Raw genomic sequence first — 24,260 nt, 5'->3', positions numbered from 1 at the left:
AGATTCCCAGGTGGAACCGTTAGTGAGTTCCACCGTAGAGGCGCCGGTGAGCGCCATGGACTGTATCGAGGTGGTGGCTTGGCGTCGGTTGCAGAGTGGCGCTACTGTGCGCTACGCGTGCCTCCAGTGTACAAGTACGGGGCGATTCGCTGTCGCTACAGCCAGTCTGTTCACAGAAGCCATAAAGAGTCTACCGACTTGGGTCGACGGCAATACCAACAGGCAAATCGCGAATGCTCTAGAGCTTGGTGATCTCCAGTGGTACTCGGCTGTGAGCGAGGCTATGGATGCATGGGATGCAGAGCTTTAATGCCTCCACTAGGCGTCTTCAGCGACACCAAGGCCCCCATGTTGGCGGGTTATCCACGATATCGATGGACGTGCTGAGCTCGTACTGCATGTGTTCAAAAACTCTGTCGAGACTTGGATGAGCTTTCGACTCTCGCAGGGCATTCACTAACGCCAATAGCTCCCGCCCTTGAGCCACTGGCATTTGGATATCGCAATACACGGTGTCATCGCTGTCTCGTTCCACGTCTATTCTCCTTCCGCATCAATCCAGCTTGGGCTTGCTGCGGGCAGCCCTGTGTTCCTCTAGGTGCTGCATCTCTGTTTCCCAGCAAGCCAGGAATTTATACCAGTCCGCAGCGTAAGGCCCATCTAACAATCTGGTCGACCCGATACTCGCCTGATTGAAGCGCTCCCTCCAGGGTTGCGGAATAGTCTGCTCCAGGATGATGTCGATTCCGGAGTGGTGATGCTGCACCGTGACACAATCCCGAACCCTGTTGAGCTCAAGTGCCTTGTCAGTATGAGCGGAGTCTTTCGCTCTTGAAGGTCAAGGTCGTCAAGGATAGATAAGGCATCGAACGCCTTGGAATTGCCTGGAGATATTTTCGCAAGCATCCACAATGCCTTTCGCCTCTTTGCTTCCAGCTCGCGGAGTTCATCGTCGGGCATTGAAGTTACCTCTTGCTTGAGCGAGGTGGCATTGATGGCGTGCCGTCTACGGCGTCAGGCTGCCGTGAATCGAGCCCCGCCAAGGCGTGTCTCGACCCTGTGGGCTCGCATCCCTCACACCTGCGCGCTCCGCTTGCTAGGTGTTTACGTCTTGGGAAGCATATATCGTGACGCATCCTGCACTCAGAATTCTCAGCGCTGCGCGCAAGACATCTATTCATATCTCATTTGTCGCAATAGCAGTTTCCTGAAAGGAGTGCGGGTAAATACCATTCGCTCACAGCGTCCTGCGGATAGACGCAATTAATCACAGCGCGGTCGGATCAGACTCAGGGCCTGCGACTATTTTTGCGTCGTGCAAACTTGCAATTTCTGATCCACTCAACCCAAGCACCGTATGCAGAATTTCATCGGTATGAGCTCCCAACAATGGAGCTCCAGCACATGGCGTTCTGACAAGGCCCTCGAACCGAGCAGCCAGGTGTGCCCCTAGATGCTCACCGACTCCGGGCGTTGCTCGCTGCTCAAAGACAGGGTTCTTTACGCCTATTCGAGAGTCATCGTCCAGAAGCTGTTTGATGGTCGCGTACTTACCCCAGCTGACCTGGAACTCGTTGAGCGAGTTTTCGACCTCTGTGAATTTTCGCGCGGCAAACCAAGGTGCAAGAATGTTAGCAATCACTTCGCGCCCTTCGTACCTTTGAAGCTCATCCTGGAAATTCAGCCCTAATGACTTCTCTGCTATGGCAATATCGCCCTGCGCCTGGCAACAGCCAACCAAGGCACGCCACTGGGGTTGGGTTATTGCAACGACCATTACATAAGCGCCATCAGCCGTAACAAAATCGCGACCGAAAGCACCGTAGACGTCATTACCTATCGCCCCTCTATCAGTGCCATAGAGTTGTGCCTCAGTTAGCAAGCCAAGATGCGACATCGTCGAGAACGCTACGTCCGACATGGCCAGTTTGATCGAAGATCCTTCCCCAGTGACCAGACGACGGTTGATAGCTCCGACGAAAGAAAATGCAGCCTGGTAGGCCGTGATCACGTCCCAAGCTGGGAACGGCGTGTTGACGGGGCGATCATCCAAACTCTTTCGGGCGAGCATGGGTAGCCCTGTAGCGCTTTGTATGGTGCACTCCATGGCTGAGGATCCATCAGGGTTCCCCTCGATTGTGCACGAGATCAAATCCTTCCGTCGTTCAACCAGCGAGTCATGACTCAGCCAGGACGAAGCTCGGTTCGTTAGCAAATTACCCGTGCGGATCACCAGTTCCTGAAGAAGCTCGCGAGCTTCAGGTTTTCGGAAATCAAGCGCGAGTGATCGCTTACCTGCGTTCAGAGACGTCCAGAAAAGACTGCGTCCATGTCCATTGGCGAGTGGGGCGCGGCGGTAGTCAATCCCACCGCCGATAGCGTCAACGCGGATAACGTCCGCACCAAATTGTGCTAGAGCCATGCCCGCCAAAGGCGCTGGGACGAACGCCGAGCTTTCAATGATGCTGACGTCCGTTAAAAAGGGATAAGACATAGCGCCCTCACTTCAAGTAATCGTTACGCTCCGGCTCACCTCTCCCCTGTGCGTGGCAGAGGACAGGTGGGCCAGACCGTGAACCTAGCCCAACTCGCGTTTGAGTTGCTCTTTATCCAGAACGCCTTCCCACCGGGCGACGAACAGTGCAGCAACGCCGTTCCCGATCACGTTGATCAATGCGCCTCCCTCCGAAATGAATCGGTAAACACCTAGCACCAGGACGAGTCCTGCGGCAGGAATAACATCAATGGAGCCAAGCGTTGCGGCGAGCGTGATGAATGCACCACCCGTCACGCTGGCCGCACCTTTTGAGGTCAGCAGAAGGATCAGAAGCAGGGTCACCTGGTGGTACAACGAGACGTCAATGTCGAGCGCTTGGGCGATAAAGATCGCCAACACGGTCATGTTGATGCAGCTGCCGTCGAGGTTGAAGCAGTATCCAGACGGAACCACCAAGCCGACAGTCGACTTTTCACAACCCAGCTTTTCCAACTTACCCATCAATCGCGGCAAGGCCGACTCGGAGGACGACGTGCCCAGCACCAACACCAGCTCCTCGCGGATGTATTTGAGAAACTTCCACAGGCTAAATCCGGCAAGCCGTGCAGCAAGGTTCAGGACTACGAAGACGAAGAAGAAGCCGGTCACGTAGTAGCAGAGCAGCAAGTTGCCGTAGGAAACCAATGACCCGATGCCATATTTCCCGACGGTAAATGCCATGCCCCCGAAAGCACCCAGAGGGGCGACGTACATGACGATCTTCAGCATACGGAAGAACGCATGAGCTACCAGGTCGATGGTATCCAGCAGAGGCTTGCCCAGCGGCCCAAGCAATTGAAGGCCGAAAGCAAACAACACCGAAATGAAGAGAACCTGAAGGATATTCCCCTCTGAAAATGCACCGAATACGGTGGTCGGAATGATATTGGTGAGGAACCCTACAACACTCTGGTCGTGCGCGGCCTTGGTATAACCGGCGATTGCAGAACCGTCCAAGGTTGCGGGGTCGATGTGCATCCCGACACCAGGCTTGAAAAGGTTTACACCTATAAGACCAATGATGAGAGCCAGCGTCGTCAGCACTTCGAAATACACCAACGACTTGAACCCAATGCGACCGATCTGCTTCAGGTTCTGCATGCCTGCGATACCGCTCACGACAGTGCAAAAAATGATAGGTGCGATCAGCATTTTGATGAGCTTGATGAAAGTGTCGCCCAAGGGCTTCATCTGTTCGCCTAGGCCAGGGCTTAGGTGACCAAGCAAGATGCCGAGCAGGATCGCTCCGATTACCTGGACGTAGAGGTGATGGTAAAACGGCTTGCGTTTTACAACCGGGATGTCAGGCAAGTCGGACGATGAGCTGATTGTTTTTGTCATGGCGCTCTACCTTTATTATTTATTAGAGTGAAATGGTGGTCACGAGACCACGTTGATTGGCTTCCCAGCCGCGAATGCTTCAATGTTTGAAGTCAAGGTTCGCTTCAAACGAGCTACGCTGCTTTGGCTAGCCCAGCCAACATGCGGAGTTACGATGAGGTTGGGCAGACTGCTCAAAAGTAAGGGGTGATCGGCTGTCGGCGGCTCAACGTCCAAAACGTCTAGTGCCGCGCCTCCCAGATGACCGTCAACCAATGATTTGATAACAGCGCTCTCATTGATCAAAGGGCCACGTGCCGTGTTAATCAACAGCGCGCCACGCTTCATCATCGCAAGCTGCTCAGTGCCGATCAGATGCCGAGTTTGCGGGGTGAGCGGACAATGTAAGGTGATCGCATCAGATTGCTTCAGCGCGGCCTCGAAAGAGACGTAGCCCTCTCGCACGGAAGGAGCGCCTCGGTGCTCGGCATAGATCACATTTATATCGAGTGCCGCCGCGAGGTGGGCGACACGTTTGCCGATATCTCCCCGCCCCACGATGCCGAGCGTCGAGCCCTGAACATCAAGGATGGGAGAACCGTGCACACAGAAATGATCAGAGCTGGCCCACTTATTCGCTGACGCTGATTGGTACTCAAATAAGTGCCGGCGCAGCGCGAACAATGAGCCAATAACTGCCTCTGCCACGCTGACTGCTGAGTATGCGGGTACGTTGCACACCGTGATCCCGAGATCGCGGCAAGCCGCTAGATCGATACAATCGTAGCCAGTGGCGGCTACGCAGATCAATTTGAGTTCAGGAAGTTGTTCCAACTGAACTCGACTCAATTTCACTTTGTTCGTGATGGCAACTTGCGCGCCCTTCAAGGCCGGCACTACCTCTTCCATCTTGGTGCTTTTACGGTCTGTCCAACGCTGAGCCAGAGCTGGCTGTTCTAACGGCGAAGGCAGGCTCGCACCGTCAAGAAATACGATGTTCATCCTCTACCTCCTTATTGACTATGCTCGGCGGTTGAACCCAACTGCTCGGAAATCTCGATCAGATTCAGGTCTGGATCGCGTAGGTAGATAGACCTTATTGGGCCAGTGGCGCCGGTACGCTGTACGGGGCCTTCAACAATCGGCCATCCTTCAGACTCAATGTGACCAATAACCTGTTCCAGATTCTTGCTAGCGATAAAGCACAGATCCAAACCACCAGGGACGGGCAAGTGGGCCTTGGGCTCGAACTCATGGCCGCGCACGTGCACATTGATCTTCTGGTCACCGAAGCGGAATGCAATCCGCCCGGCACCGAATGTCTCAAGCCTCATCCCCATCACGCGAACGTAGAAATCCTTACACGCCTCTGCGTCAATGGTGGTGAGCACTAGGTGATCCAGGTGGGCAATCATTCTGTTACCCCTGTCACTGCTGACACCACTTGCTTGGCAAGGGTGTGAACGTGCTCTGGAATGGGGTGTAGATCCAGCCGCTTACCAGCCTTCAGAATCTGACTTGGCGTGGAGTGGCCGATCAAACCTGGAAGCTGCGCTGAGATAGCGAGGATCTTGTCCAAATCGACGCCAGTGTCGTACTCCATCAGCTGGAGCATGTGCACAAGGTCTTCGGTGCAAACGTTACCACTCGCGCCCGGCGCATACGGACAGCCACCGAGACCGCCCAATGAGGAGTCAAACCTGTCAATCCCCGCTTCCAGGGCGCCAAGCGTATTTGCTAATGCCATCCCACGAGTATTGTGGAAATGCAGGGTGACCTGGAGTTCCGGAAACCGCTCAATTACCTGCGCTGACAACGACCGCACTTGCGGTGGAAAGGCCATCCCGGTTGTGTCGCACAGCGTGACACCACGGACGCCAAGTTTTGTGAAGCGATCAACCCACTTGAGCACTTCCTCGGCATGAACGTCACCCTGCATCGGGCACCCGAAGACAGTCGAGAGTGAAACGTTGATCGCCACAGGCCCTTGGCCAATCACGGAAATGACTTCGCTGAGCTGGGCAAATGATTGCTCTCGCGTCATCCGCAAGTTCGAACGGTTGTGCGGCTCGCTCACAGACATGACTAAATTGGCTTCGTCCACACCACAACTCAAGGCACGCTCAGCGCCTCGTAAATTCGGCACAAGGACGGTGTATTCGACGCCAGGCTGACGAGTAATACCCTGCATGACAGCTTCTGCATCACGCAGCGACGGAATAGCCTTTGGGGACGTGAATGATGTGACTTCGATCTTGGAATAGCCGCACTTGCTGAGAGCATCAATAACAGCGATCTTGTCGGCGGTTTCGATGAAGGTGGATTCGTTCTGAAAGCCGTCACGTGTGGCGACTTCTTGCATGTAGAGACGTTTCATCAGTGTATTCCTACTCAAATGATGCCGCGTGCGCGCCAATCGATACGGGTCTGCTCATCGAAACCATAAGCGGCGAGCACCTCTTCAGTGTGCTCGCCCAAGCGCGGCGCCTTGGTGCGCGCTTGACCAGGAGTAGACAGTAACTTGGGCACAATGCCGGGCAACGTGACGGGGGTGCCGTCTTCCAGTGTGCTAGGCAACAGCATGTCGCGAGCTTTGTAATGAGGGTCAACGGCGATATCTGCAGCGTCATAAATCTTGCCGGCGGGAATACGGGCGTCATTGAGGGCAGAGAGAACCTCCTCAAGTGAACGTTCCGCTGTCCAGGCAGAGATCGCTGCATCAATCCGCGCCACGTGACGAACCCGGCCATCGTTTTGTTCAAGTTCTGGATCGTTAGCAAGGTCGAGACGATCAATCTTCTCCATCAAGCGGCGGTAGATGCTGTCCCCGTTCCCAGCGATTAGCGCATATTTTCCATCGTTGCAGCGGTAAGCGTTAGTTGGGGCAATACCAGGTAAGCTACTTCCTGCTGGTTGGCGCACGGTGTCGAACACTGAATACTCAGGGATCAGGCTCTCCATCATGTTGAAGACCGACTCGTACAAAGCTACGTCGACCTGCTGCCCCTCGCCGTTGTTCTGTTCACGGTGTCGAAGCGCGAGGAGTACACCAATTACGCCGTGCAAGGCAGACAGCGAATCGCCGATGGATACCCCTACGCGTACAGGTGTGCGTCCTGGCTCTCCCGAGAGGTGCCGTAAACCACCCATCGCTTCACCGATTACACCGAAGCCAGGAAGGTCACGATATGGCCCCGTCTGACCGTAACCAGAGACACGAAGCATCACCAGACCAGGATTGATTTCCCGCAGTACATCCCAGCCGAGCCCCCACTTCTCAAGTGTTCCCGGACGAAAGTTCTCGATCAAAATGTCAGCGTCTTGAACAAGGCGCTTGATTACGTCTTGAGCTTCCTCCTGGCGTAGGTCAAGCGTCACGGAACGCTTGTTGCGGGATTGTGCAGCCCACCATACGGAGGTGCCGTCGTGCAGCATGCGCCACTTACGAAGTGGATCACCTGTAACAGGAGGTTCGATTTTGATGACATCAGCACCAAACTCGCCAAGCATTTTGGCGGCAAAAGGGCCAGCGATCAGCTGACCCATTTCGATTACTTTGATGCCTTGCAATGGTAGGGTCATGGCGTAATCCGCTCTTGTTGATTGTTGTGGCCGAATAATCGCCCTTCTCAGCGCTAGTGAAAATTGCAAAATTCTCCAGAGCCCTTTCCAAAACGGAAAGCCTGACTCACAAGTGCTATGGTAATCTGCGTCTGAAAAACCATTTCTGCTTTACAAACGCAGACCACCAAAAAACCACTTTCCTACAGTTCTTACAGTTTTAAGTCCGACGAAAAGCAGGATTATTTAGGGGCTAATTCACGTACTCTGAGACTTCAACTAAGTTCAAATCAGGATCTCTCAAATAAACAGAGCGTATCGGCCCATTAGCCCCGGTACGAGGTACTGGGCCTTCTACAATTGGCCAGTCCACTTCTTTAAGGTGAGCGATAAACTTATCTAATGGAATCTTCGATATGAAGCAAAGATCGAGTGATCCTGGTACAGGTAGATGTGCCTTTGGTTCAATCTCATGCCCCCGGATATGCATGTTAATTTTTTGCTCGCCAAACTTGAAGGCTATACGCCCCTCGCCGAATCGTTCCAATTTCATACCCATAACTTTGGTATAAAAATGAATAGAGGCTTTAGGATCAGTGGCTGTAATTACGATATGATCGACATGGTCGATCATCGCTTGGGTCGGAACGTCCACAGTCGTAGCGGCGAAAGCTGAAGGTGGACACACCTGTAACAGAGTAGCCACAGTGATTGCTGTGGTTGGGAACGAGAGAAACTTAAAAATCGGCGCAATCATTTTTGTTTTTTTCATTATTGGTCTTCTATTTTGGTTCAGAGCCGAAATGCAGGATGATAAGTAACCGTTTCCAGCGGGCCAGAATGAAAGATAGATGGGTATAACCATCAAGATCGAGCACCTCGGAATCACGGCGAACGAACTACAAACTTAACCTGCATCTGATTTGATCCCTAGCCGTTCAACTGAAGCCCTAAATGAAGACGCTCGCATTGTTCAGCCAGGAAATTGATAATCCCGCTGAACATGAAAGATGAAAATTTCAAAATTTTCAACTATACTTTCCAAAAACGAAAAACTAGAGGCCCCGATGAATCTCCTTCATGTCGATCTTGCCTCCCTTAATCTCCTAGTCCTTGCTGCCGAGACACTCAATCTGACTCAGGCTGCAATTAAAGCCAATATGACTGTATCCACAGCCAGCAAGCGCCTGTCTGAGCTTGAGAGAGTCACCGATTGCGCTTTATTTTTACGCTTACCACGGGGCATAGAGTTGACAGCAGCAGGTAAAGGCATTGCTGATCACGCTAGACATATCCTTGAGTGCGTGAATCGCATGGCATGCGATGCGAACGATTACTCGGTAGGTGTCCGAGGTCATGTCAAACTAACTGCAAACACTTCGGCGGTTATTCAGTTTTTGCCGCACGACCTTGCAACTTATCTTGCTGACAATCCTTTCGTGCGCATTGGTACAGAGGAGGCTCTCAGCGATCAAATTGTCGAAGCTCTACTTAGTGGACGTGCAGATATAGGCATTTTTGCTGACAATGTTGCTTCGGATCAGATCATTAAGCGAGTCTACAGGCGCGACCAGCTTGTTTTGCTGGTTCCCGCAAAACACTCACTGTCCGAGCGCAAAAAGCTCTCACTCAGTGAAGCACTGGATAACGATTTCATTGCATTAAACCAAGGCAGTTCATTGCTAAGAAGGCTTACGGACGCAGCAGCCGCTAACGGTAAAATGCTCAAAGTCCGAATACAGGTCAGTAGTTTCGATGGGATTTGTCGTATGATTGAAGCCGGCTTGGGAGTAGGTGTATTACCACGCGCCTCAGTTCGCGAGGAGTTGCTGGGTGTTAGCCTAGAGGCGATAACGCTCACGGATGACTGGGCCAACCGCACGCTTTTTGTCGGAGTGGCCAGCGAAACCGAATTGTCTCCCGAAGCCAGTAAATTGTATAACTATCTGGCACAGATGGAATCATCACTAAAAAACCAGCAACAATAGTTTCAACTAATCAGCTGAACTGCAAGGGCCTGCCAGCAATGTTGGCAGGCAGGCCTAAGTAATTAGCCTTACAGGTTCATTTCCTGAAAAACTTCTTTGGCAATCTTAAAGCTATCGATAGCTGCTGGTACACCACAGTAGATTGCTGACTGAAGGAATACCTCTGCGATTTCATCCTTGCTCAAGCCGTTGTTGATAGCACCACGAACATGGAGCTTTATCTCATGCGGGCGATTCAGCGCGGTCAGCATGGCCAAGTTCAAGAAGCTGCGTGTGCGACGGTCGAGACCTGGTCGGTTCCACACATCACCCCAGCAGTATTGAGTAACGTGCTCCTGCATACGACGGTTGAAATCGTCGGCGCTATTGAGGGATGCATCTACGTATTCAGATCCGAGCACTTCACGACGAGTCTGCAGGCCAATATCGAATAGTTCTTGGTTCATGGAGAATTTCCTTTAGTGTGAGATGTAGCTATTGTTTTAAGTAAAGGTTGTTAAACGGCGGTTTTGGCAGAACGAAGGACAGAGGGGAGAATTGCCGCCAGGAGGGCAGCGATCACAAACGCTCCCGCCATAGCCATTAGTCCTGCCTGGTTGCTGCCGGTGGCTCCTTTCATCCAACCCAATAGAACTGGGCCTATGAAACCGCCAAGGCTGCCCACGGAGTTCACCATCGCCAGGGCAACTGCAGCGCGGGCGCCATTGAAATGTCGGGTTGGAAAGCTGAAGAGCAGTGGTACTGCCGCTTGGATGCACGCAGCCATGCAAAGCCCTGCAAATGCTGCCAAGCCCGAAGTGGCCAAGCTCGAAATCGCAAAACCGATTGCGCAGAAAACCAGTACGCCGATCAGCGCACCTGTGAGGGAGCCACCTTTCTCAACGCGCTTGGAGACAATCAGCAGGGACAGGCCCGAAATCACCCAAGGAACCGCTGACAAGACCCCTGCCTCGACAGAGCCCACTTGCAGGCGCTCTTGTAAGATTTGAGGCAACCAATAGGTCACAGTCCAAAACCCGATCATCATGAAGAGGAAGCACGCGGAGTAGGCCCATGCGGCACCACTCATGAACACTTCGCGTAGTGCTTGAGTGTGCCCACGATCCGATTCAGGCTCTGCCACAGCCTCTTTATCCAGAGCGCTGGCGATAACGAGCTTCTCTTCTGCAGACAACCATTTCGCATCTTCAGGTTTGTCAGCCATGAATTTGAGCGTGAACAAACCCATTAACACCGCAGCGCCGCCCTCGATGAGGAAAACCCACTGCCAGCCATGCAGGCCCGCGAGGCCGTCGAGACGCAGCAGTTGCGCGGTAAACAGAGAACCGAGTGCGAGCGAAATTGGGATGCCTAATTGAAACAATGAATAAGCACGGGTCAGTGCACGTGAGGGCAACCAGAAGCTCATCCAGAACAGAATCCCTGGATAGAAGCCAGCTTCAGCAATACCCAGGAGAAACCGCGCCAGGTACAAAGACTCAGCCGTATTCACGAACATGGTGAGGACAGTCACGGCGCCCCAGCTGATCATGATGCGTGCAATCCATCGCCGAGCGCCATAGCGGCGCAACGCGATATTGCTAGGCACTTCGGTCAGGATATAGCCCAAATAGAACAACCCTGCCGCCAGTCCAAAAGCGGTAGGACTCAGAGCCAAACTGTCACTCATCGAGTGACCCGCAACACTAAGGTTCGTCCTGTCAATAAAAGCTACAAACAATCCAAGAATCGCAATTGGAATGATATGGCGTTTTACTTTAGAGAAAACCCTGTCTTGCTCAATATCTTCCTGAGCTGGTTCGCTTTTAGCAGGCTGAGGCTTAACTGAAGAATGGGCAGCCGCTATAATATTTTCATCAATCATGACCAACACCTTTTGTATTTATGAACGAAGGCGCGCCGTCATTCTTTGCGAATGCAACGTGGATTTAAAAGCCGTCAGCGTTAAAGTCTGGCTCTAATCCGAGCCAGACAATTAAATCAACCCGCAAACTCCGCCAATATTGGCTGTAGATACGTTTTGAAGAGCGGATAGTTTTCCGATACGGGGAAGTGGCCGATGCCAGTCATGCGTCCGCCCCTAGCACCCGGTATGGCATCAATGGTCGCTTGGGTATCGGTCACTGTGCAGGCATGATCGTATTCGCCGGTTAACAGGTATACAGGACACCGCGAGGTATCAATTTCGCCTTCGCGCCCGCGCAGATCCAGGTCAACGCTGTAGAAATACGTGTCGCCACGATAGATGCCCGGGCCACCTTGGCTGTAAATCCACCAAACTTCCCGTTTCGAAGATTCAGGGCTCATCGGAGCCATCAAGCTTGATGTCCATGAGGCTACGCTCTGCTGAGCGTTGATATCTGGTGCCAACGACCAGTCCTGGAAACGGCCCTTCACATTGGACGCGCCCGATAGACCAATCGCGCAACGCCACTTGGTCGGATCTCGGCGCACGAGCTCCAGTATCAGGGATCCAGCCATTGAGCATCCCATTACGATGGGGCGATCAAGACCCAGTGCTTCGGAAAAACGCTCAACCGTCTCAGCGTAAACATCAGCGGTGAGAAGGTATTCTTGCTCCCACCACCTATCCGGTGGAAGCGAGCGACCGTGCCACGGCAAATCGAAGGCGATGACGCGGAACGACTGGGTGATTTCCGGATCATTCAGTAGCTGCCGATATTGGCGCGAATCAGCGCCTGCCGTGTGGAGGCAGAGCAGTGGCGTCCCTTGCCCGGCTTCTTCAAAAAAGATCCGCTGATCGACGCCTGCAATGTTCAGGTGCATGTAGCGCCCGATTACACTTTCAAGAAAAGCCATGATCATCCCCTCCGAGGTGCGATTGCGAACAGCCTTTGCAGTACCCGCAGATTGCGGAGTAAACAAATACGCTCAGAGGGAATGGAAAACCCTGGTTGGTTTTTTTCCAGAGCTAGGAAGTCGTTAAGCAGAGGCTCAGGATTTACCCCAAACCATTTCACGAACGCAGGGTGGTCGCCGTGAAATGCGATGAGGTCATGCTGGGAGCGATGCTCACCTGCGAGTTCAAGCTTGCCCTTATTAAAAAAAAGCTTGAGCTCTTTCCCTTCACAAACAAGCTCTACTGCAAAATTCGAAAATTTGCCGATATGTGAAAGTTCTTTATCCTGGGCAACAGTCTCCACCCACTCATTAACCCAGCCGACGTTAAGTATCTCGGACATTACATGCACCTGTGCGCTTGTAACCGTTATTCCTCGTGCAGCTGGTTAATGACGTGAAAACTACCCTTCGCAGCGTTATAAGCGGCTTGGACATGCTTTTCACATGCCTCTCGGGCCGCTAGAGGGTCTCGCTTGACCGCTGCTGCATCGGTTATGACCTTGATTTCAGAAACGCTCTGAATAGCTCGACCTGGCAGATTAAGGGTGTAAGCACGTAACAACTCAGTCCGACTATGGATACCACGCAGGGCGCGGTTAACGGCTTCATTATCTGCTCCGGTGAGGAGAACATGATAATAACTATCTTTAAGTTGAGTACGCTCGCCGACAGCAAGGTTCTCAAGGGAGTTGTTGATCTTCTCAGTCAATTCCAGTAACTGGTCACATTGCGCAGGTGTTGCTCGAACTGCGAAGAGCTGACCAATCAATCCCTCAAGAACGCCTCGAAGCTCGTAGAGATCACGAATGTCCTTCTCGGTGAGGATGGCCACTCGTGGGCCGCGTCGTGGAATCATCTCTACGATACCTTCGGCCTCAAGATGCCGAAGAACTTCCCGGACAACTGTCCGGCTGACGTCGAATCTTTCGCACAACCGGGTCTCGATCAGACGCTCCCCAGGCTTGAACTCCATTGCCACAATCGCCGCCCTAAGCAAGTCGGCGGTTTGCTGCCTTAGAGGGGCAGCCAGTTGGAGTAGCGGGTTGCTTGTCATGTTGAGATCCTGGGTATCCGAAATTTAAGCCACTGCGGGCGCCCCGAGGAAAGTCTCATCGTCCAGCGCCAGGGTCAGGCCGGTCAATGCAGCAATGTAGCTGTATTGACGCAATCCCATGGCTACACCAGTGGCAGACCGACTGAATTTGGATTCCCAAGGGCCACCTGGCAGACCACGGGCGGCAGTAGGCGGGCACACGATATTAGCAAAATGCACCTCGACTACGGGCTTTTGCGTCTCTTCCAGTGCATGTCGGGTGGCTTCGCCCACAACAGTCAAGCCGGCTGGATTGATGATGTAGCCATCTACGCGGTTGGCAGACTCGTGAATGAACTCAAGGATGGCGCCTTCGTAGTTGGAGGCAAAGACTTCCACCTCAACACCAAGCTTCTTGCCGGAATCAACAACGTAGGCTTGCAGATCCGAGAGGGAATTGATTTTCCCGTAGACCCGCTTGTTACGGGCGCCGAGGTTCGACATGTTCGGCCCGTCGATGACGGCGATGCGGTGGGTTTTGGTTCCGGTACGGAGGGATTGCTGGGACATGGGAACTCCTTTCATAGCGTTGTTGGATTTATTGTGCCTTCGGGGCAGCGCTTGGGTACTACGGTATTACGGTATTACGGCTTGTGTCAACGCATGATCTGGCCGTTAGCCGCCCTAGCGATCTGCCATGCCAGATAACGGCGCCCAAAGTTAGCGAGCAGCATTTTTCCGATACGCCTTGGGACGTCGCCTCGCCAAGCGTCCTACGGTTAGAGACATGGTAGTGCGGTGTCCCCTATAGCCAAGTACCACTGCGTTTTGAAGCTGCGACTGCTTGGGGTGTTGGATCTGGCGAAGCCCAAGCTTTCGGAGCTGTATAGGCTGCAAAAAGTGGAAGCTTGGCTAAGCTCGCAATAGGTGATGACGTCAGGTTGGTCAGGAAGACAGCCGTTGTAGTTCGGGTTGAATGAGAGCAATGGATATGCGCAAGAAGTCCCAGTCATGGTTTGTCCCACTTCTGATTCTTTTTGCCGTTCTGTGGGCAATGGGGAAGAAAGACACGCCTCCTGCCCCGGTAAAGCCAAGCACTCTGAGTCAGCCGAGTACGCTAGCATCAATTTCTCCGACTCCACCGTCAGCACCGACCTCTGCCTCTGAGCACTTTGTGAGCGCTGATAGTCTCAATGTCAGGGATCAACCGGGCGGAAAGGTCATCTCCAAACTGAAGCGCGGGGAAAAGGTTCAGGTCTTCGAGACGAGGAGTGAATGGGCGCGCATCAGCATTGATGGTCAACCAGGGAAGTGGCTGTCGTCCAAAAGTCTGTGCAGTGGATCAAGCTGCTACGTCGTGTCGAAACCTAAACCAGTGACTCAGCCAGTACAGCCTGCTCGCCAATAGACTCCAGCTTATGGTTCCTCGTGCCCCTGTTCCTCCGGAACCGTTTGCATAGGGCCAAGGGGCGGTAGGTACTGCATTACCTCAGGTGGAAACAAGCGCTACGGCGTTTGAGCGATCATCTGATGACGTCTTGCCGTGGGATTACAATTTCGCAGGCGCCTTGGAGACATAAAAACCGGTAGGCGAGGCCATCTCGTTACTATAGGTTTCGTTGCAGATAGCTAGGTATTAGCTATGAATCCGTACGCGGCAATCCTGCCGAGGGCCAGCTCGAGCGTCCAAGCGCGAGCGGCTTCGTCCTGCTCACGACCTAACTGTCATCGAAACCGGTGTAGTCTGGGAGACAGCTGATTCCAAGTGATTGGAGATGCCGCTGATCGGGTTTTATCTGGGAGTTTACTTCATACCGTTGTCATAATGCCCCGCCATGAGTGCTCGCGGCTAAAGCCTGCATAAAGACTTGAGGATGACGTCGTGACCTATGAACCTACTCAGAAGGGCAATCCTCATCGCCTTACTGTCAAGCAGCACACATTCCCCAAAACAAGCGTTGCCCGTTTCGCTGGGCAGAAAGGCAACGTTGAGCTGCTCCTCAAATCGGTAAACAAGGTAATCCAGGCGAAGCCGTCTAATGAGATTTTCTGTGCTGAAAGGGCTTGGGATCAGCAGGCGGAATCGGGTTTCATGAAAAAGATCGAAGACGACTTCCAAGCTCTTGCTGGTCGGATTCTTGATGATGACCTGGTGTCGTTCAAAAAAGCCGACTTAACAGCCATCAATGAGTTCTATTGTCTGTGGAATATTCGCGCAATTCACAGGCAGGACAGGGTTAAAGACCAGTCCATTTACATGGAGAATTTGCTTGGACTGTCACGTGTGTACACCAAGGATGAGCAAGAGCAGCTGGAAAAAGAAGGCATCAGCACCGTCCGAGGAGACTTCAAGATAGCCGGCAGATTCCTGGCTAGTCCGAGTATCAGGCTGCAGGTAGCCCAAGCAGCGAAGGCTATGGGAGACTCAAACTGGAATATCCTGCATGCCATGGAAGGGGAGTTCATCGTGCCGGACAATGCTAAGCGTATGTCAATGTTGCCCCTCAGTCCTACGGCATGCCTGTGGTACGGGCCTACTAAGCCTGTTGCCGCCGTTGAGCTGCTGTCCATTGGGGAGGTGGCGTGGATCAACGAAGCTGCTATTGAAGCCAGTACAGACTATTTCTTTGCTCGTGATCTTTCCCGGTGCCCTGTTGGTGCTGCATTCGGATAGGTTAGCCGAGGCGGGATCGCATATAGACGCAAGGCACATCGATATTCCTGCTTCGGATTGCCCCCTGAGCAAGTTTCAGGACGTACTGAGCCGCGCCGGAGTGTCGTTTCATGATTGGTATTCCAGACGCTTCCAGCGCGACCACAGGATGTTTTCCGTTTTGAGCAAATACTTCGATCATTTGACCCAGCAGCTCCACAGCAAGATTCAGCAAGCAAAGGTCTACATCACCAAACACAACCCCACGACCGGCGCCTTGGCTGAAGCGGTGCTGCGAGAATTCCTCCAGGAGCACCTACCTCGCGGGGTAAGTGTTGAGGAGGGCTTCATCATCAGCCCCGATGGTTGGCTGTCAAAGCAGTGCGACATCATCATTTACGATTCGCACCGATTCGCGCCTTTTTACCGAGCGGGCCAGTTGGTCGTCGTCCCCACTGAGGCCGTGCTTGCGGTGATCGAGGTGAAAACCTCAATCAACAAGAAAGGGTTTAACGATGTGATCAGATATTTCCAATCATTCGAGGCTGTCAGCTGGAAGTTTCGCACCTACCTTTTCATGTTCAACGCGCCTACATTGGGTAGGATCAACGCATGGTTCCATTCCTATCCGCATCCAGGACATCACAAAGAATTCGACCATGACACTTATCAGGTGTTGCCGGATGAAATCATCGGTCTTGACTCCTCGTACCAACTGAGGAAGGAATACGTCATTCACGATAGGGACGGCGCAGGGTACATGTCGTATTTCTACCAGGATCAGCAAGGAACTGCGATCAGCGCTCTAGAGCTATTTTTCCTGTCGGTCAACGGTGTCGTTGAAGCCCATCTTCAAGCGCACACATCGAAGAAGCTGACGCCGAGAGAGCAGTATCATCCTCACCGGGCTTTGACCAGTATCTCAGCCATCGACCTGTTTCCGATGTGACCAAGCCGAGCGTAAATACCCTCAGCCTAAGCCACGTAGCAGGCGGTAATCTTGTGGCTAACCATCTACGTGCCACAGTCGCCCAACGGTGCTTGTCGGCAACCCCAGCTTCCGGGAAACCTCCATTTGGCTAAGCCCCGCCGCTCTCAGCTCGCGAATCGCCTTGAGCTTTTCTTCCGCAGTAATCTTTCTGGGTGGAGTGAGCTTTTGAGGTTCGCCAGGAAGCACCTCGTCTAAAACACCCAGCTTTTCCAATTCTGCGAGCGTGTCCTTCAAGGCCGCGCGTGCAGTCTTGCCATCATGGGCGGCAGCCACAAGCGTGAGAAACGACAGTGGTGCTACACCCAGTGCCTGAGCTAGATCGGCGCTAAGGTCGACGCTGGCTGACACCGTCGATGCCTCCAAGCGGCTGATGTGACCCTGATCGGTTTGGGTTTGGAGGTCTGCTTGCGATAAGCCCCGCCTAATTCTTAGCCACTGCAACGTTGCTGCGTATGCCTTGCGCAAAGACATCCAGGCAGTCCTCTTCAAAAAGAAGACGGTATGCCGGGTTTGATCGTTCCCACTCAAATGTATATAGTCATTGCCGTGGGAATTCTCGATTTGCCATGGGGTGGCTACCCCCCGTGACTCGCTCTGAATTCTTCTTATCGCCATGAGGATCATCAATTTATGGGAAATTATCCTGAGCACGAACTGCTGCAGGATGGCCAGGCTTCCTCAGCTGGCACGTTGCTGTCGCCTTCCGAGATAGAGGCATTAGTGGCTGAGCGCTTTCCCCGCAAGGCGTACTGCACAGTCGAAGATTGGCTCATCTTCCACGTGGACGAACCTGCTGAGTCGCTTGCCCGAGTTCGTGCAACAGGCCTTGAGCCGATGTTCATGTACTCGCATTGCGTCATCTACGACGGGCACGGACGGTTCCCACCTGGAGGGTGGGTGCGCTCGACCCTATGCAAATCATTCGATGGCGTTTGCCTGTTCGAGACGCGAAACACGATCTATGTGCTGGTGGGTCAGGGACGCGAGATGAAGGCCTCGCTGAAGACAATATTCGGCTTATGTTAATCGCAGGTACGCCGGTCGGGCCTGCTTCACTCGAGAAACACGATGTTCAGGATTAGCATGCAAGACCAAGCTGGCCCGGTGGGAATGTTTGGGGATGACCTTGCTCACTTTCACGCCATGTCGCGATCTCTGGCCACGCACTGGTATCACGTGAGCGTCAAGCGTCGGCATGAGGATCGATTCGTAGCCTACGAGGAGATGATGAATGACGAGCCACGCCTTGTGGAACTGCTCGTAGCACAGGATGAGAGCCTTGTGGTGCAGGAAGTTCAGGTCGTCACCCCGGCATGGATGAACAAACGCTCGAGCTGGAAAATGGAAAAGCTGATCTCCCTGTCCATGGGGTTCAACCAAGTAGGTGTGCCGATCTGCGTATTGGAGGTTGAAAGCGGTGAGGTGTACCTCAATACGCATCAGCGTGATCTTGATGTTGACTCCCTTACCGAGGTGAAGGAATTCTACCGACGCAGCGCTGCAACTACCGGTGTAGCTTCAACTGCGGAGCCTGTGTAGCGATGGCCGACATCAATACCGTTGCAGTCGATTTACACGTGAAGCGCTATTCGGACTTCGACCTTCTTCGTATCGCTAAGGCTGTCAGTCAAGATTACGAAGGCTTGATCACTGCTTACCTCGTGAATGTGCATATCCATGCGTGCAGTGCCGTGGGCGTTGTGTTCAGTCACATTTGCCCTGGGCCCTATCAGCGATTTGCGGACGGTCGGCTGATTCGGACATCGGACATCCAATCGGTGAAAAAGGAAGGGCGGTTCTGGGTGATCACAACGGTGAACTCCAAGTACGTCATTGCGACGTTCCGACGTGATGCAGGACGGCGAAGCTTGCGTGAGTTCATACGTATAGCGGGCGACCGGTATTTCCGAACGCCTCGCCGCTTCCAGTAGCCGCTGCATCGTGGTTGTTTGGGCGTGCCCCGCTTCGCGGGACGGCTGTCGTAAACCAAACCCCGGACACGCCGGGTTTTGGCCCTGACGGGCTTCCATCCTCAAGCCTCTGGCCTGTCGTGGGCCGGCACACTCTGCTTGCCATCTGTGTTGCGAGCCTGAAGCCGTGGGCTCTGCCCCTGACGAACCTTGGACACCATTAATCAGCACACTCAAGCTCTGCCCGAGATCGACATTGACGAATTTCGAGAGCGCTACCCTCAGCTGTTCTCAGCCCCTGCATCTGCAGCTAGAAGGGTATTGGGTCGCTGATGGGCTCATTACCTTAATACCGAAAGAACGGCTTTCGCGAGCCTGGAGGGGGGTCTAGAAATCGACTTGGGGGCCGTGCAGAGGTGGTGGCTACATTGATCTTGCCAGGTTCGAAAGACAGAATTGAATGGGGAGCCCTGGCCATCAGGCAATTCATGTCGAAAGGTACGTTGCGCTGGGCTCGCCATGACGTTGCTATCGCCCATCTTTGACACGCCCCTCAAGCACAAGTGGAGCGCGCCGGCCCACGAAAGCTTTATCCCGAAGGGGTTAAGCTCAAAGCGGATTGAATATACGTCTACCTTGCAGCCGGCCCAAGCCAGGATGAGCCGAGCAGATTACCAGGGGCCACGCGCTGATTTCGACGGCATCGTATTAGAGTTCCGCTGTTGCTTAGGCTTGTGACCGCACATGGGGTAAGTTGAGCATGAGCGGAACTCCCCATATGGCCCTTGGCGCGGAACAATGACGCCCGTTTTGCAGACTGGGCACCGATCTTCCTTTATCGGCTCACCCCGGATGCTTGTAACTTTAATAGCGCCTTCCTTGACCATTTCATCGAGAAAAGGTGAGTTTTTTCCCATGACGGTGAACATTGCTACGGAACGACGAGCGCGGGTTAGAGCTACGTAAAACAGCCGCCGCTCCTCACTGTGCTGGTAGGTGTCCCCAGCTGGCATGACAAGCTCAAGCAGAGAGTCATCGCTCTTGATGCTGGGAAAGCCTCGGGAGACCATGCCAGGTAGGATAACGTATTCAGCCTCATCACCTTTGGAGGTGTGGATGGTCTTAAATCTGACGTCCAGGAGATCTCCGAAATCGTATTGCCAGTTTTCAGGAATGTACTGCCGGTCGTTTCTGTAGCGACCTAGGATGAAGACAGTAACTTTTCCGTTCCTACCTAAAGGCACCGTACATTCAGTCAAGCGAGCATGTAGGTCTGAAAGGTAGTGATGAATGGCCCCTTGAATCTCGTTCCTGCTTGGGACTTGAAACGCCTGAATCGGAACATCCAAAGCGGGAGTCACCGACGTGACTCGTTTGGCAAGCTGCGACGGATTTTTGGAGACGAACCGGCTCGACACGTCACAGATCTCTTGAGGGCATCGGAAGGTTGTCTCGAGTCGATAAATCTGACCGTGCCCAAACCACTCCCGGAAGCCGGTCATGACAGATATGTCTGCACCTGCAAAGCGGTTGATAGACTGCCAGTCATCACCAACAGCAAAAAGATGCCGGCCTGGCTCGGCTACTAAAGCCCGACACAGACGCGCACGAGCTCTCGATGCATCCTGATATTCGTCCGCCATTACCAGGCTGTAGGGAGAAGGATGACCTCGCTCTAACACCTCAGCAGCCATGTTGATCATGTCCTCAAAGTCGATTCCTTTCTCTAAGGACAGGGCCATGTTCCAGCCGTTAAGTACCGGAATTGCTAGCTTCAGAAAAGCCTCAAATCTATATCTGAAGGCATCTGTCGGCAGGTCTTGGAGTCGCTCATAAAGGGAATCGACGGTTAGGCTATTACTCTTGAAATGAGTGATAAACGTTCGGATCAATTTTACCAGGTCGGCGTGCTCCATCGGCACCATCCCCTTGGCAGGGATAGGACGGTCTGGATTTGGATCAAGAACCAAGCCTCGAGCGGTAAGCTCATTGGACAGGTGCTTGAATATCTCGCCGCTGTGCAGCTGATGTGAGGTCGTCTCCATGAGAGCTGTACCCATTTTTTGATGGGTCTCACGCTTCCATTTCACACCCTCAACATAGCCCTTGAAATGCTCTGGTGCCTGACCCGATGCGTCCAGGGCGAAGTGCTCGTGGTAGAGGTTGATTTCAGGGTAGAAGAAGTCTGGAAAATATTGACGGTGCACGACGGTGGCGGTGTCATACTCGTAAGAGCGTTCGTACTGATACTCGACACCGTTGTAGAAAAGCCAGTTCGCGATGACACGCTCCTCTTGGCTCGCCACATGGTCACCGTTCAGCGAAACAAGGCGACCTTGTCCTTCTTTGTCCCAGGCCTCAAATAATTGATCCTCACCGGCTGCAGGGATGTCTCGCCCCAGTACCAGTCTGAACAGATCCCACTCCGCTCTGAAATCTTCTGATTGATCCTTGAGGTCATCGACGATGGTAACGAGCTTCTGAAAGCCTAGGATATTCTCCACCGCCCACTCAGGAACATGAGGCTTGCGCCCGGTAGCCTCGGCAATGATTGATAGCCCTAGGGAGTGAAAGGTCTTGGTCTCGATCTTTACATCTTCGATAGCAACACGCTCAAGCGATAGTGCAACTCGCGCCTGAAGCTCTTCGGCAGCAGATTTGTTGAAAGCCAACATCACGATAGAGCTGGGGAAGACCAATTTTCGGTGCAGGGCATAAACTGCCTTGGCCACCATCGTCGAGGTTTTTCCCGAACCTGCAGAGGCGATGACCTGAACTCGGTTATCAAAGCAGATCACCGCCCGCGATTGTTCGTCAGTGAGAGGCTTGCTTTCCACCCCTGCCAACAGAGCCTTACATGCCTCAAGCTCCCGAAGCATGTGATTGTCGTTTCGCTGCGCCCAAGCCGCAGGCCAGTCGCACATCCAGTTCTCGAGATCCCGCTCAACGCTCGTGTCGGCATCTGGCAAGGAAGACTGAACTTCTGAGGTCTGGAAGAGCTTGTGTAATGCTTGATCGTCAAGGTTCAGAGTCGGCTTAGCTGCTAGCAGCTCCTGCTGCATCTCATGAGTCAGCCACAAACATTTCGAATCAGCCGTTTGTAAAGACTCGGCGACAGCGTTTAACCAGGTTCGAATGGACGAGTAGCACTCTTGAAAGCGCTGCCGGCGAGTGATTGTGAGGAGTCGGCCTATTTCTTCACGAAACAAAGACTCCTTCGAGTTTGGTAATCCATCGACGTGGAATGTGCGGCCTTGGCGGAGGGTAATGTCCGTCCACAGCACCCCACGGTTGATCTCTACAGTAGGAAGATTCTCAGGCTGAACCTCGACAACATCGTCGCCAACTCTCAAAAAAAGCTGGTCGTCCTCGACATGTAGACGCCATCGCTCAGTTTTTGTCAACAACCGCCCCCAAGCGGATGCTCGCCATTCCGTTGTCATCCTGATTCCACAAGTGAAGAAAAGACCAGTGTACCTCAAGGCGTCCTGCATTCCGGCGCATCACCCACTTGTGTATGCACTGCAAGCGGAGCGCGCCGGCCCACTGGGCCAAAGGCTTGAGGATGGACGCCCGGAGGGCCAAAACCCGCGTAGCAGGGGTTTGGTTCTCCAGATGTTTTTAAAGGCGTGTGATCGTATTGTCGATCAATCCTCGGACAGCATTTTCCGGCCTCGTGTCTTTAGCGCTTGCAGTCGCGACTATGCCGGCAGTTTTCGCCATCCGTTCCCGGTCATGTTGACCGGTGTACAGGCATTCCTTTTCAATGGTCGCAGGGGTGGTCGTACCCTTTAGGCCCAAAAGCCATTTCGCTTCGGCAGTTTGATTTAGGATCTCAGGCATGGCGGATATTCACGCCTGCAGCGCCGTTGGCGTCGTGTTTGGTCACCTTTGCGCTGGGCCATATTCAAGGTACTCGGATGGGCGCCTGATCCGGACGTCAGACATTCAGTCTATGACGAAGGAAGGTAAGAAGCGTGAACTTCATCCAGATGTCCTTCCCATAACCGTCCGGCATTCCCGTCTCCACAGCCATGTTTCACGTGGAAGCCAGGCGTGAGCGTACGAAGCTCAATTGCTCTCAGATGTGAGTGGACTGCCCCCGGAAAGGTAGACATCCCCGGCCTATGCTTTGGCATCGAAAGCCTAAACCACCTATCGCGCCAATGACGGCTGGCGATATGATTTGACTGGGTGTGTCCAGAAATCTGGTTCAGCACTCGGAACGATGGACTGTTTGAGGTGCTGATGAAAATCGCCAAGACTCTGAACACATACGAAATCGAAGACCTATACCCGCTTTGCCAGGAGGATGCGTCCCTGCGTCTCCCAAAAACCATGAGTCACGGTGGCTTATTTGGGGTCGATGCGGCGCTTGCACAGTTGGTGATTAGTTGGGCCCGCACACATGAGCAAAGTGTCCTACATCTGTATGCGGGTGCTGAAAACGCTCCAGATCGGATTCTGCAACTCGGCCAGACTGCAGCTGGCCTCGCGGCTCTGATTATGTCTTCTCGCATCGAGACCGAGGCGCATGAAACGATAGAAAAGCGCGCCGCACTTACTGTGATCAAGCCCTTGATCGAAGCGATGTACGACGGCGATCTTCGTAATACCTCGAGCGAACGAGGAGCGCGCCCTACCGCCATTAACCTCTTCAGCATTAACTTCGCGAAGATGGAGTTCATCAAGCCCTTCTACTACGGAGGGACGAGCCCTCAGATCCACTCCCACTCCTCCTTCGCAAGCCTCTTGGAAATGTCATCCGCGCTGATGCATAGCAAGCAGGACAAGAAATCACTTCACAGGGGCGGTCTACCTGCCCTGGGCAGCGTGCTTGCCGAGTTGATCGCCAACGCAGATCAGCACTCAGTCACGGATGTACATGGGGTGAAGTACAAGAAGGGTCTCAGAGGCACTTCAGTGAAATCCGGGAAGATCAAGAAGGAAGACATCCACATAGTTTCGGACAAGGAGCCGCAGTTCGCCTTGTTCGTGATGCGAAACATGCTTAAGGACGCGGATTATCTCGAATTCATTGAGATTTCAGTCATCGACAGCGGCCCCGGCTTAGCACGACGCTGGCTCTCGGCGAAACAAGGCGCTCCCGTCGAAGTTCTCAACGATCTCCCCTTAGCAGTGGAGCTTGAGGCAACCCTGGAATGCTTCAAAAAACATGTCACGACCAAAGATTCAGTGACCTCTGGTATGGGCCTGCACAACGCAGTCCAGGCGCTCAACAAGCTGAAGGCCTACGTACGTCTCCGCACTGGCAGGGTTTGCTTGTATCAGGCATTCCAAGGCCAAGACCAAGTCGTAGAGTTTAACCCCAAAAATTGGAGCGGTGACCGTGAGCTGGTGGCAGCTGAAGGCACTGTATTCACCATCTGCATTCCGGTGAATTGA

Annotated in this window: 24 protein-coding genes; 8 read left to right on the top strand and 16 right to left on the bottom strand. The window is 53.3% G+C overall.

Annotation, left to right across the window (positions count from 1 at the left end; translation table 11 throughout):
• Positions 1-328 precede the first annotated feature (328 nt).
• The 8 genes from TU84_RS26425 to TU84_RS04740 form a co-directional block, all read right to left on the bottom strand.
• Positions 329-535: a hypothetical protein gene (locus TU84_RS26425; RefSeq protein WP_048367574.1), complete on the bottom strand. Its 207-nt coding sequence runs from the start codon at positions 533-535 to the stop codon at positions 329-331.
• Positions 536-1,267: 732 nt separating this feature from the next.
• Positions 1,268-2,494 carry a CoA transferase gene (locus TU84_RS04770; RefSeq protein ID WP_048367572.1) on the bottom strand — a complete coding sequence of 409 codons (1,227 nt, stop codon included), beginning with the start codon at positions 2,492-2,494 and terminating at the stop codon, positions 1,268-1,270.
• Positions 2,495-2,578: 84 nt separating this feature from the next.
• A complete protein-coding gene (gene dctA / locus TU84_RS04765; RefSeq protein ID WP_048367570.1) occupies positions 2,579-3,877 on the bottom strand; it encodes a C4-dicarboxylate transporter DctA in 1,299 nt (432 codons plus the stop codon).
• A gap of 39 nt (positions 3,878-3,916) precedes the next feature.
• A complete protein-coding gene (locus TU84_RS04760) occupies positions 3,917-4,858 on the bottom strand; it encodes a D-2-hydroxyacid dehydrogenase (RefSeq protein ID WP_048367568.1) in 942 nt (313 codons plus the stop codon).
• 11 nt (positions 4,859-4,869) lie between these two features.
• Positions 4,870-5,271 carry a VOC family protein gene (locus tag TU84_RS04755; protein WP_048367566.1) on the bottom strand — a complete coding sequence of 134 codons (402 nt, stop codon included), beginning with the start codon at positions 5,269-5,271 and terminating at the stop codon, positions 4,870-4,872.
• On the bottom strand, positions 5,268-6,233 hold the full coding sequence (locus TU84_RS04750; RefSeq protein WP_048367564.1) for a hydroxymethylglutaryl-CoA lyase: 966 nt from the start codon (positions 6,231-6,233) through the stop codon (positions 5,268-5,270). The genes TU84_RS04755 and TU84_RS04750 overlap by 4 nt, the downstream gene beginning before the upstream one ends.
• Positions 6,234-6,247: 14 nt before the next feature.
• A complete protein-coding gene (locus TU84_RS04745; protein ID WP_048367562.1) occupies positions 6,248-7,438 on the bottom strand; it encodes a CaiB/BaiF CoA transferase family protein in 1,191 nt (396 codons plus the stop codon).
• 232 nt (positions 7,439-7,670) lie between these two features.
• On the bottom strand, positions 7,671-8,051 hold the full coding sequence (locus tag TU84_RS04740) for a VOC family protein (RefSeq protein WP_048367826.1): 381 nt from the start codon (positions 8,049-8,051) through the stop codon (positions 7,671-7,673).
• 376 nt (positions 8,052-8,427) lie between these two features.
• On the opposite strand from TU84_RS04740, the gene TU84_RS04735 reads away from it, so the two are divergent.
• A complete protein-coding gene (locus tag TU84_RS04735; RefSeq protein ID WP_241486378.1) occupies positions 8,428-9,405 on the top strand; it encodes a LysR family transcriptional regulator in 978 nt (325 codons plus the stop codon).
• Between the two features lie 68 nt (positions 9,406-9,473).
• Here the strand turns inward: TU84_RS04735 and TU84_RS04730 are convergent, their stop codons facing one another.
• The 6 genes from TU84_RS04730 to TU84_RS04705 all read right to left on the bottom strand — a co-directional run bounded on the left by TU84_RS04730 (position 9,474) and on the right by TU84_RS04705 (position 13,870).
• The gene (locus tag TU84_RS04730) at positions 9,474-9,851 is read right to left on the bottom strand and encodes a carboxymuconolactone decarboxylase family protein (RefSeq protein ID WP_048367560.1); all 378 of its coding nucleotides are present in this window, start codon (positions 9,849-9,851) and stop codon (positions 9,474-9,476) included.
• 50 nt (positions 9,852-9,901) lie between these two features.
• The gene (locus TU84_RS04725) at positions 9,902-11,269 is read right to left on the bottom strand and encodes an MFS transporter (RefSeq protein ID WP_053225187.1); all 1,368 of its coding nucleotides are present in this window, start codon (positions 11,267-11,269) and stop codon (positions 9,902-9,904) included.
• Between the two features lie 116 nt (positions 11,270-11,385).
• A complete protein-coding gene (locus TU84_RS04720; RefSeq protein ID WP_048367558.1) occupies positions 11,386-12,225 on the bottom strand; it encodes an alpha/beta fold hydrolase in 840 nt (279 codons plus the stop codon).
• Positions 12,226-12,227: 2 nt separating this feature from the next.
• Complete coding sequence (locus tag TU84_RS04715) at positions 12,228-12,608, bottom strand: hypothetical protein (protein ID WP_048367556.1); 381 nt, start codon at positions 12,606-12,608, stop codon at positions 12,228-12,230.
• 26 nt (positions 12,609-12,634) lie between these two features.
• Positions 12,635-13,321, bottom strand: a complete 687-nt coding sequence (locus TU84_RS04710; RefSeq protein WP_048367553.1) for a GntR family transcriptional regulator — start codon at positions 13,319-13,321, stop codon at positions 12,635-12,637.
• Positions 13,322-13,345: 24 nt separating this feature from the next.
• The gene (locus TU84_RS04705; protein ID WP_048367551.1) at positions 13,346-13,870 is read right to left on the bottom strand and encodes a type II 3-dehydroquinate dehydratase; all 525 of its coding nucleotides are present in this window, start codon (positions 13,868-13,870) and stop codon (positions 13,346-13,348) included.
• Between the two features lie 406 nt (positions 13,871-14,276).
• Between TU84_RS04705 and TU84_RS25425 the strand changes: the two genes are divergently transcribed.
• From TU84_RS25425 to TU84_RS26345, 3 genes are all read left to right on the top strand, one after another.
• Positions 14,277-14,708, top strand: coding sequence for an SH3 domain-containing protein (locus tag TU84_RS25425; protein WP_338152545.1), 432 nt, complete (start codon positions 14,277-14,279; stop codon positions 14,706-14,708).
• Positions 14,709-15,182: 474 nt separating this feature from the next.
• Positions 15,183-15,974, top strand: a complete 792-nt coding sequence (locus tag TU84_RS04700; protein WP_048367549.1) for a hypothetical protein — start codon at positions 15,183-15,185, stop codon at positions 15,972-15,974.
• Positions 15,904-16,902 (top strand): DUF6602 domain-containing protein, encoded by a 999-nt coding sequence (locus TU84_RS26345; RefSeq protein ID WP_174479313.1) that lies wholly within the window; start codon positions 15,904-15,906, stop codon positions 16,900-16,902. The genes TU84_RS04700 and TU84_RS26345 overlap by 71 nt, the downstream gene beginning before the upstream one ends.
• Before the next feature lie 57 nt (positions 16,903-16,959).
• On the opposite strand, the gene TU84_RS04690 is transcribed toward TU84_RS26345, so the two are convergent.
• On the bottom strand, positions 16,960-17,415 hold the full coding sequence (locus tag TU84_RS04690; protein WP_048367819.1) for a helix-turn-helix domain-containing protein: 456 nt from the start codon (positions 17,413-17,415) through the stop codon (positions 16,960-16,962).
• A gap of 159 nt (positions 17,416-17,574) precedes the next feature.
• On the opposite strand from TU84_RS04690, the gene TU84_RS04685 reads away from it, so the two are divergent.
• Genes TU84_RS04685 through TU84_RS04675 form a run of 3 tightly spaced genes read left to right on the top strand, consistent with a single transcriptional unit; the run spans position 17,575 to position 18,875 of the window.
• Positions 17,575-17,970, top strand: a complete 396-nt coding sequence (locus TU84_RS04685) for a DUF6957 family protein (protein ID WP_048367547.1) — start codon at positions 17,575-17,577, stop codon at positions 17,968-17,970.
• Positions 17,971-18,012: 42 nt separating this feature from the next.
• On the top strand, positions 18,013-18,483 hold the full coding sequence (locus TU84_RS04680; protein WP_048367545.1) for a hypothetical protein: 471 nt from the start codon (positions 18,013-18,015) through the stop codon (positions 18,481-18,483).
• Positions 18,484-18,485: 2 nt separating this feature from the next.
• Positions 18,486-18,875 carry a hypothetical protein gene (locus tag TU84_RS04675; RefSeq protein ID WP_048367542.1) on the top strand — a complete coding sequence of 130 codons (390 nt, stop codon included), beginning with the start codon at positions 18,486-18,488 and terminating at the stop codon, positions 18,873-18,875.
• 650 nt (positions 18,876-19,525) lie between these two features.
• Here TU84_RS04675 and TU84_RS04670 read toward each other — a convergent pair.
• Positions 19,526-22,297, bottom strand: coding sequence for a UvrD-helicase domain-containing protein (locus TU84_RS04670; RefSeq protein WP_048367817.1), 2,772 nt, complete (start codon positions 22,295-22,297; stop codon positions 19,526-19,528).
• Positions 22,298-23,102: 805 nt separating this feature from the next.
• Between TU84_RS04670 and TU84_RS04660 the strand changes: the two genes are divergently transcribed.
• Positions 23,103-24,260 (top strand): ATP-binding protein, encoded by a 1,158-nt coding sequence (locus TU84_RS04660; RefSeq protein ID WP_048367538.1) that lies wholly within the window; start codon positions 23,103-23,105, stop codon positions 24,258-24,260.

Source organism: Pseudomonas helleri, from assembly GCF_001043025.1.
Lineage (GTDB): Bacteria > Pseudomonadota > Gammaproteobacteria > Pseudomonadales > Pseudomonadaceae > Aquipseudomonas > Aquipseudomonas helleri.
This window is presented reverse-complemented; position numbering and strand designations above follow the sequence as displayed.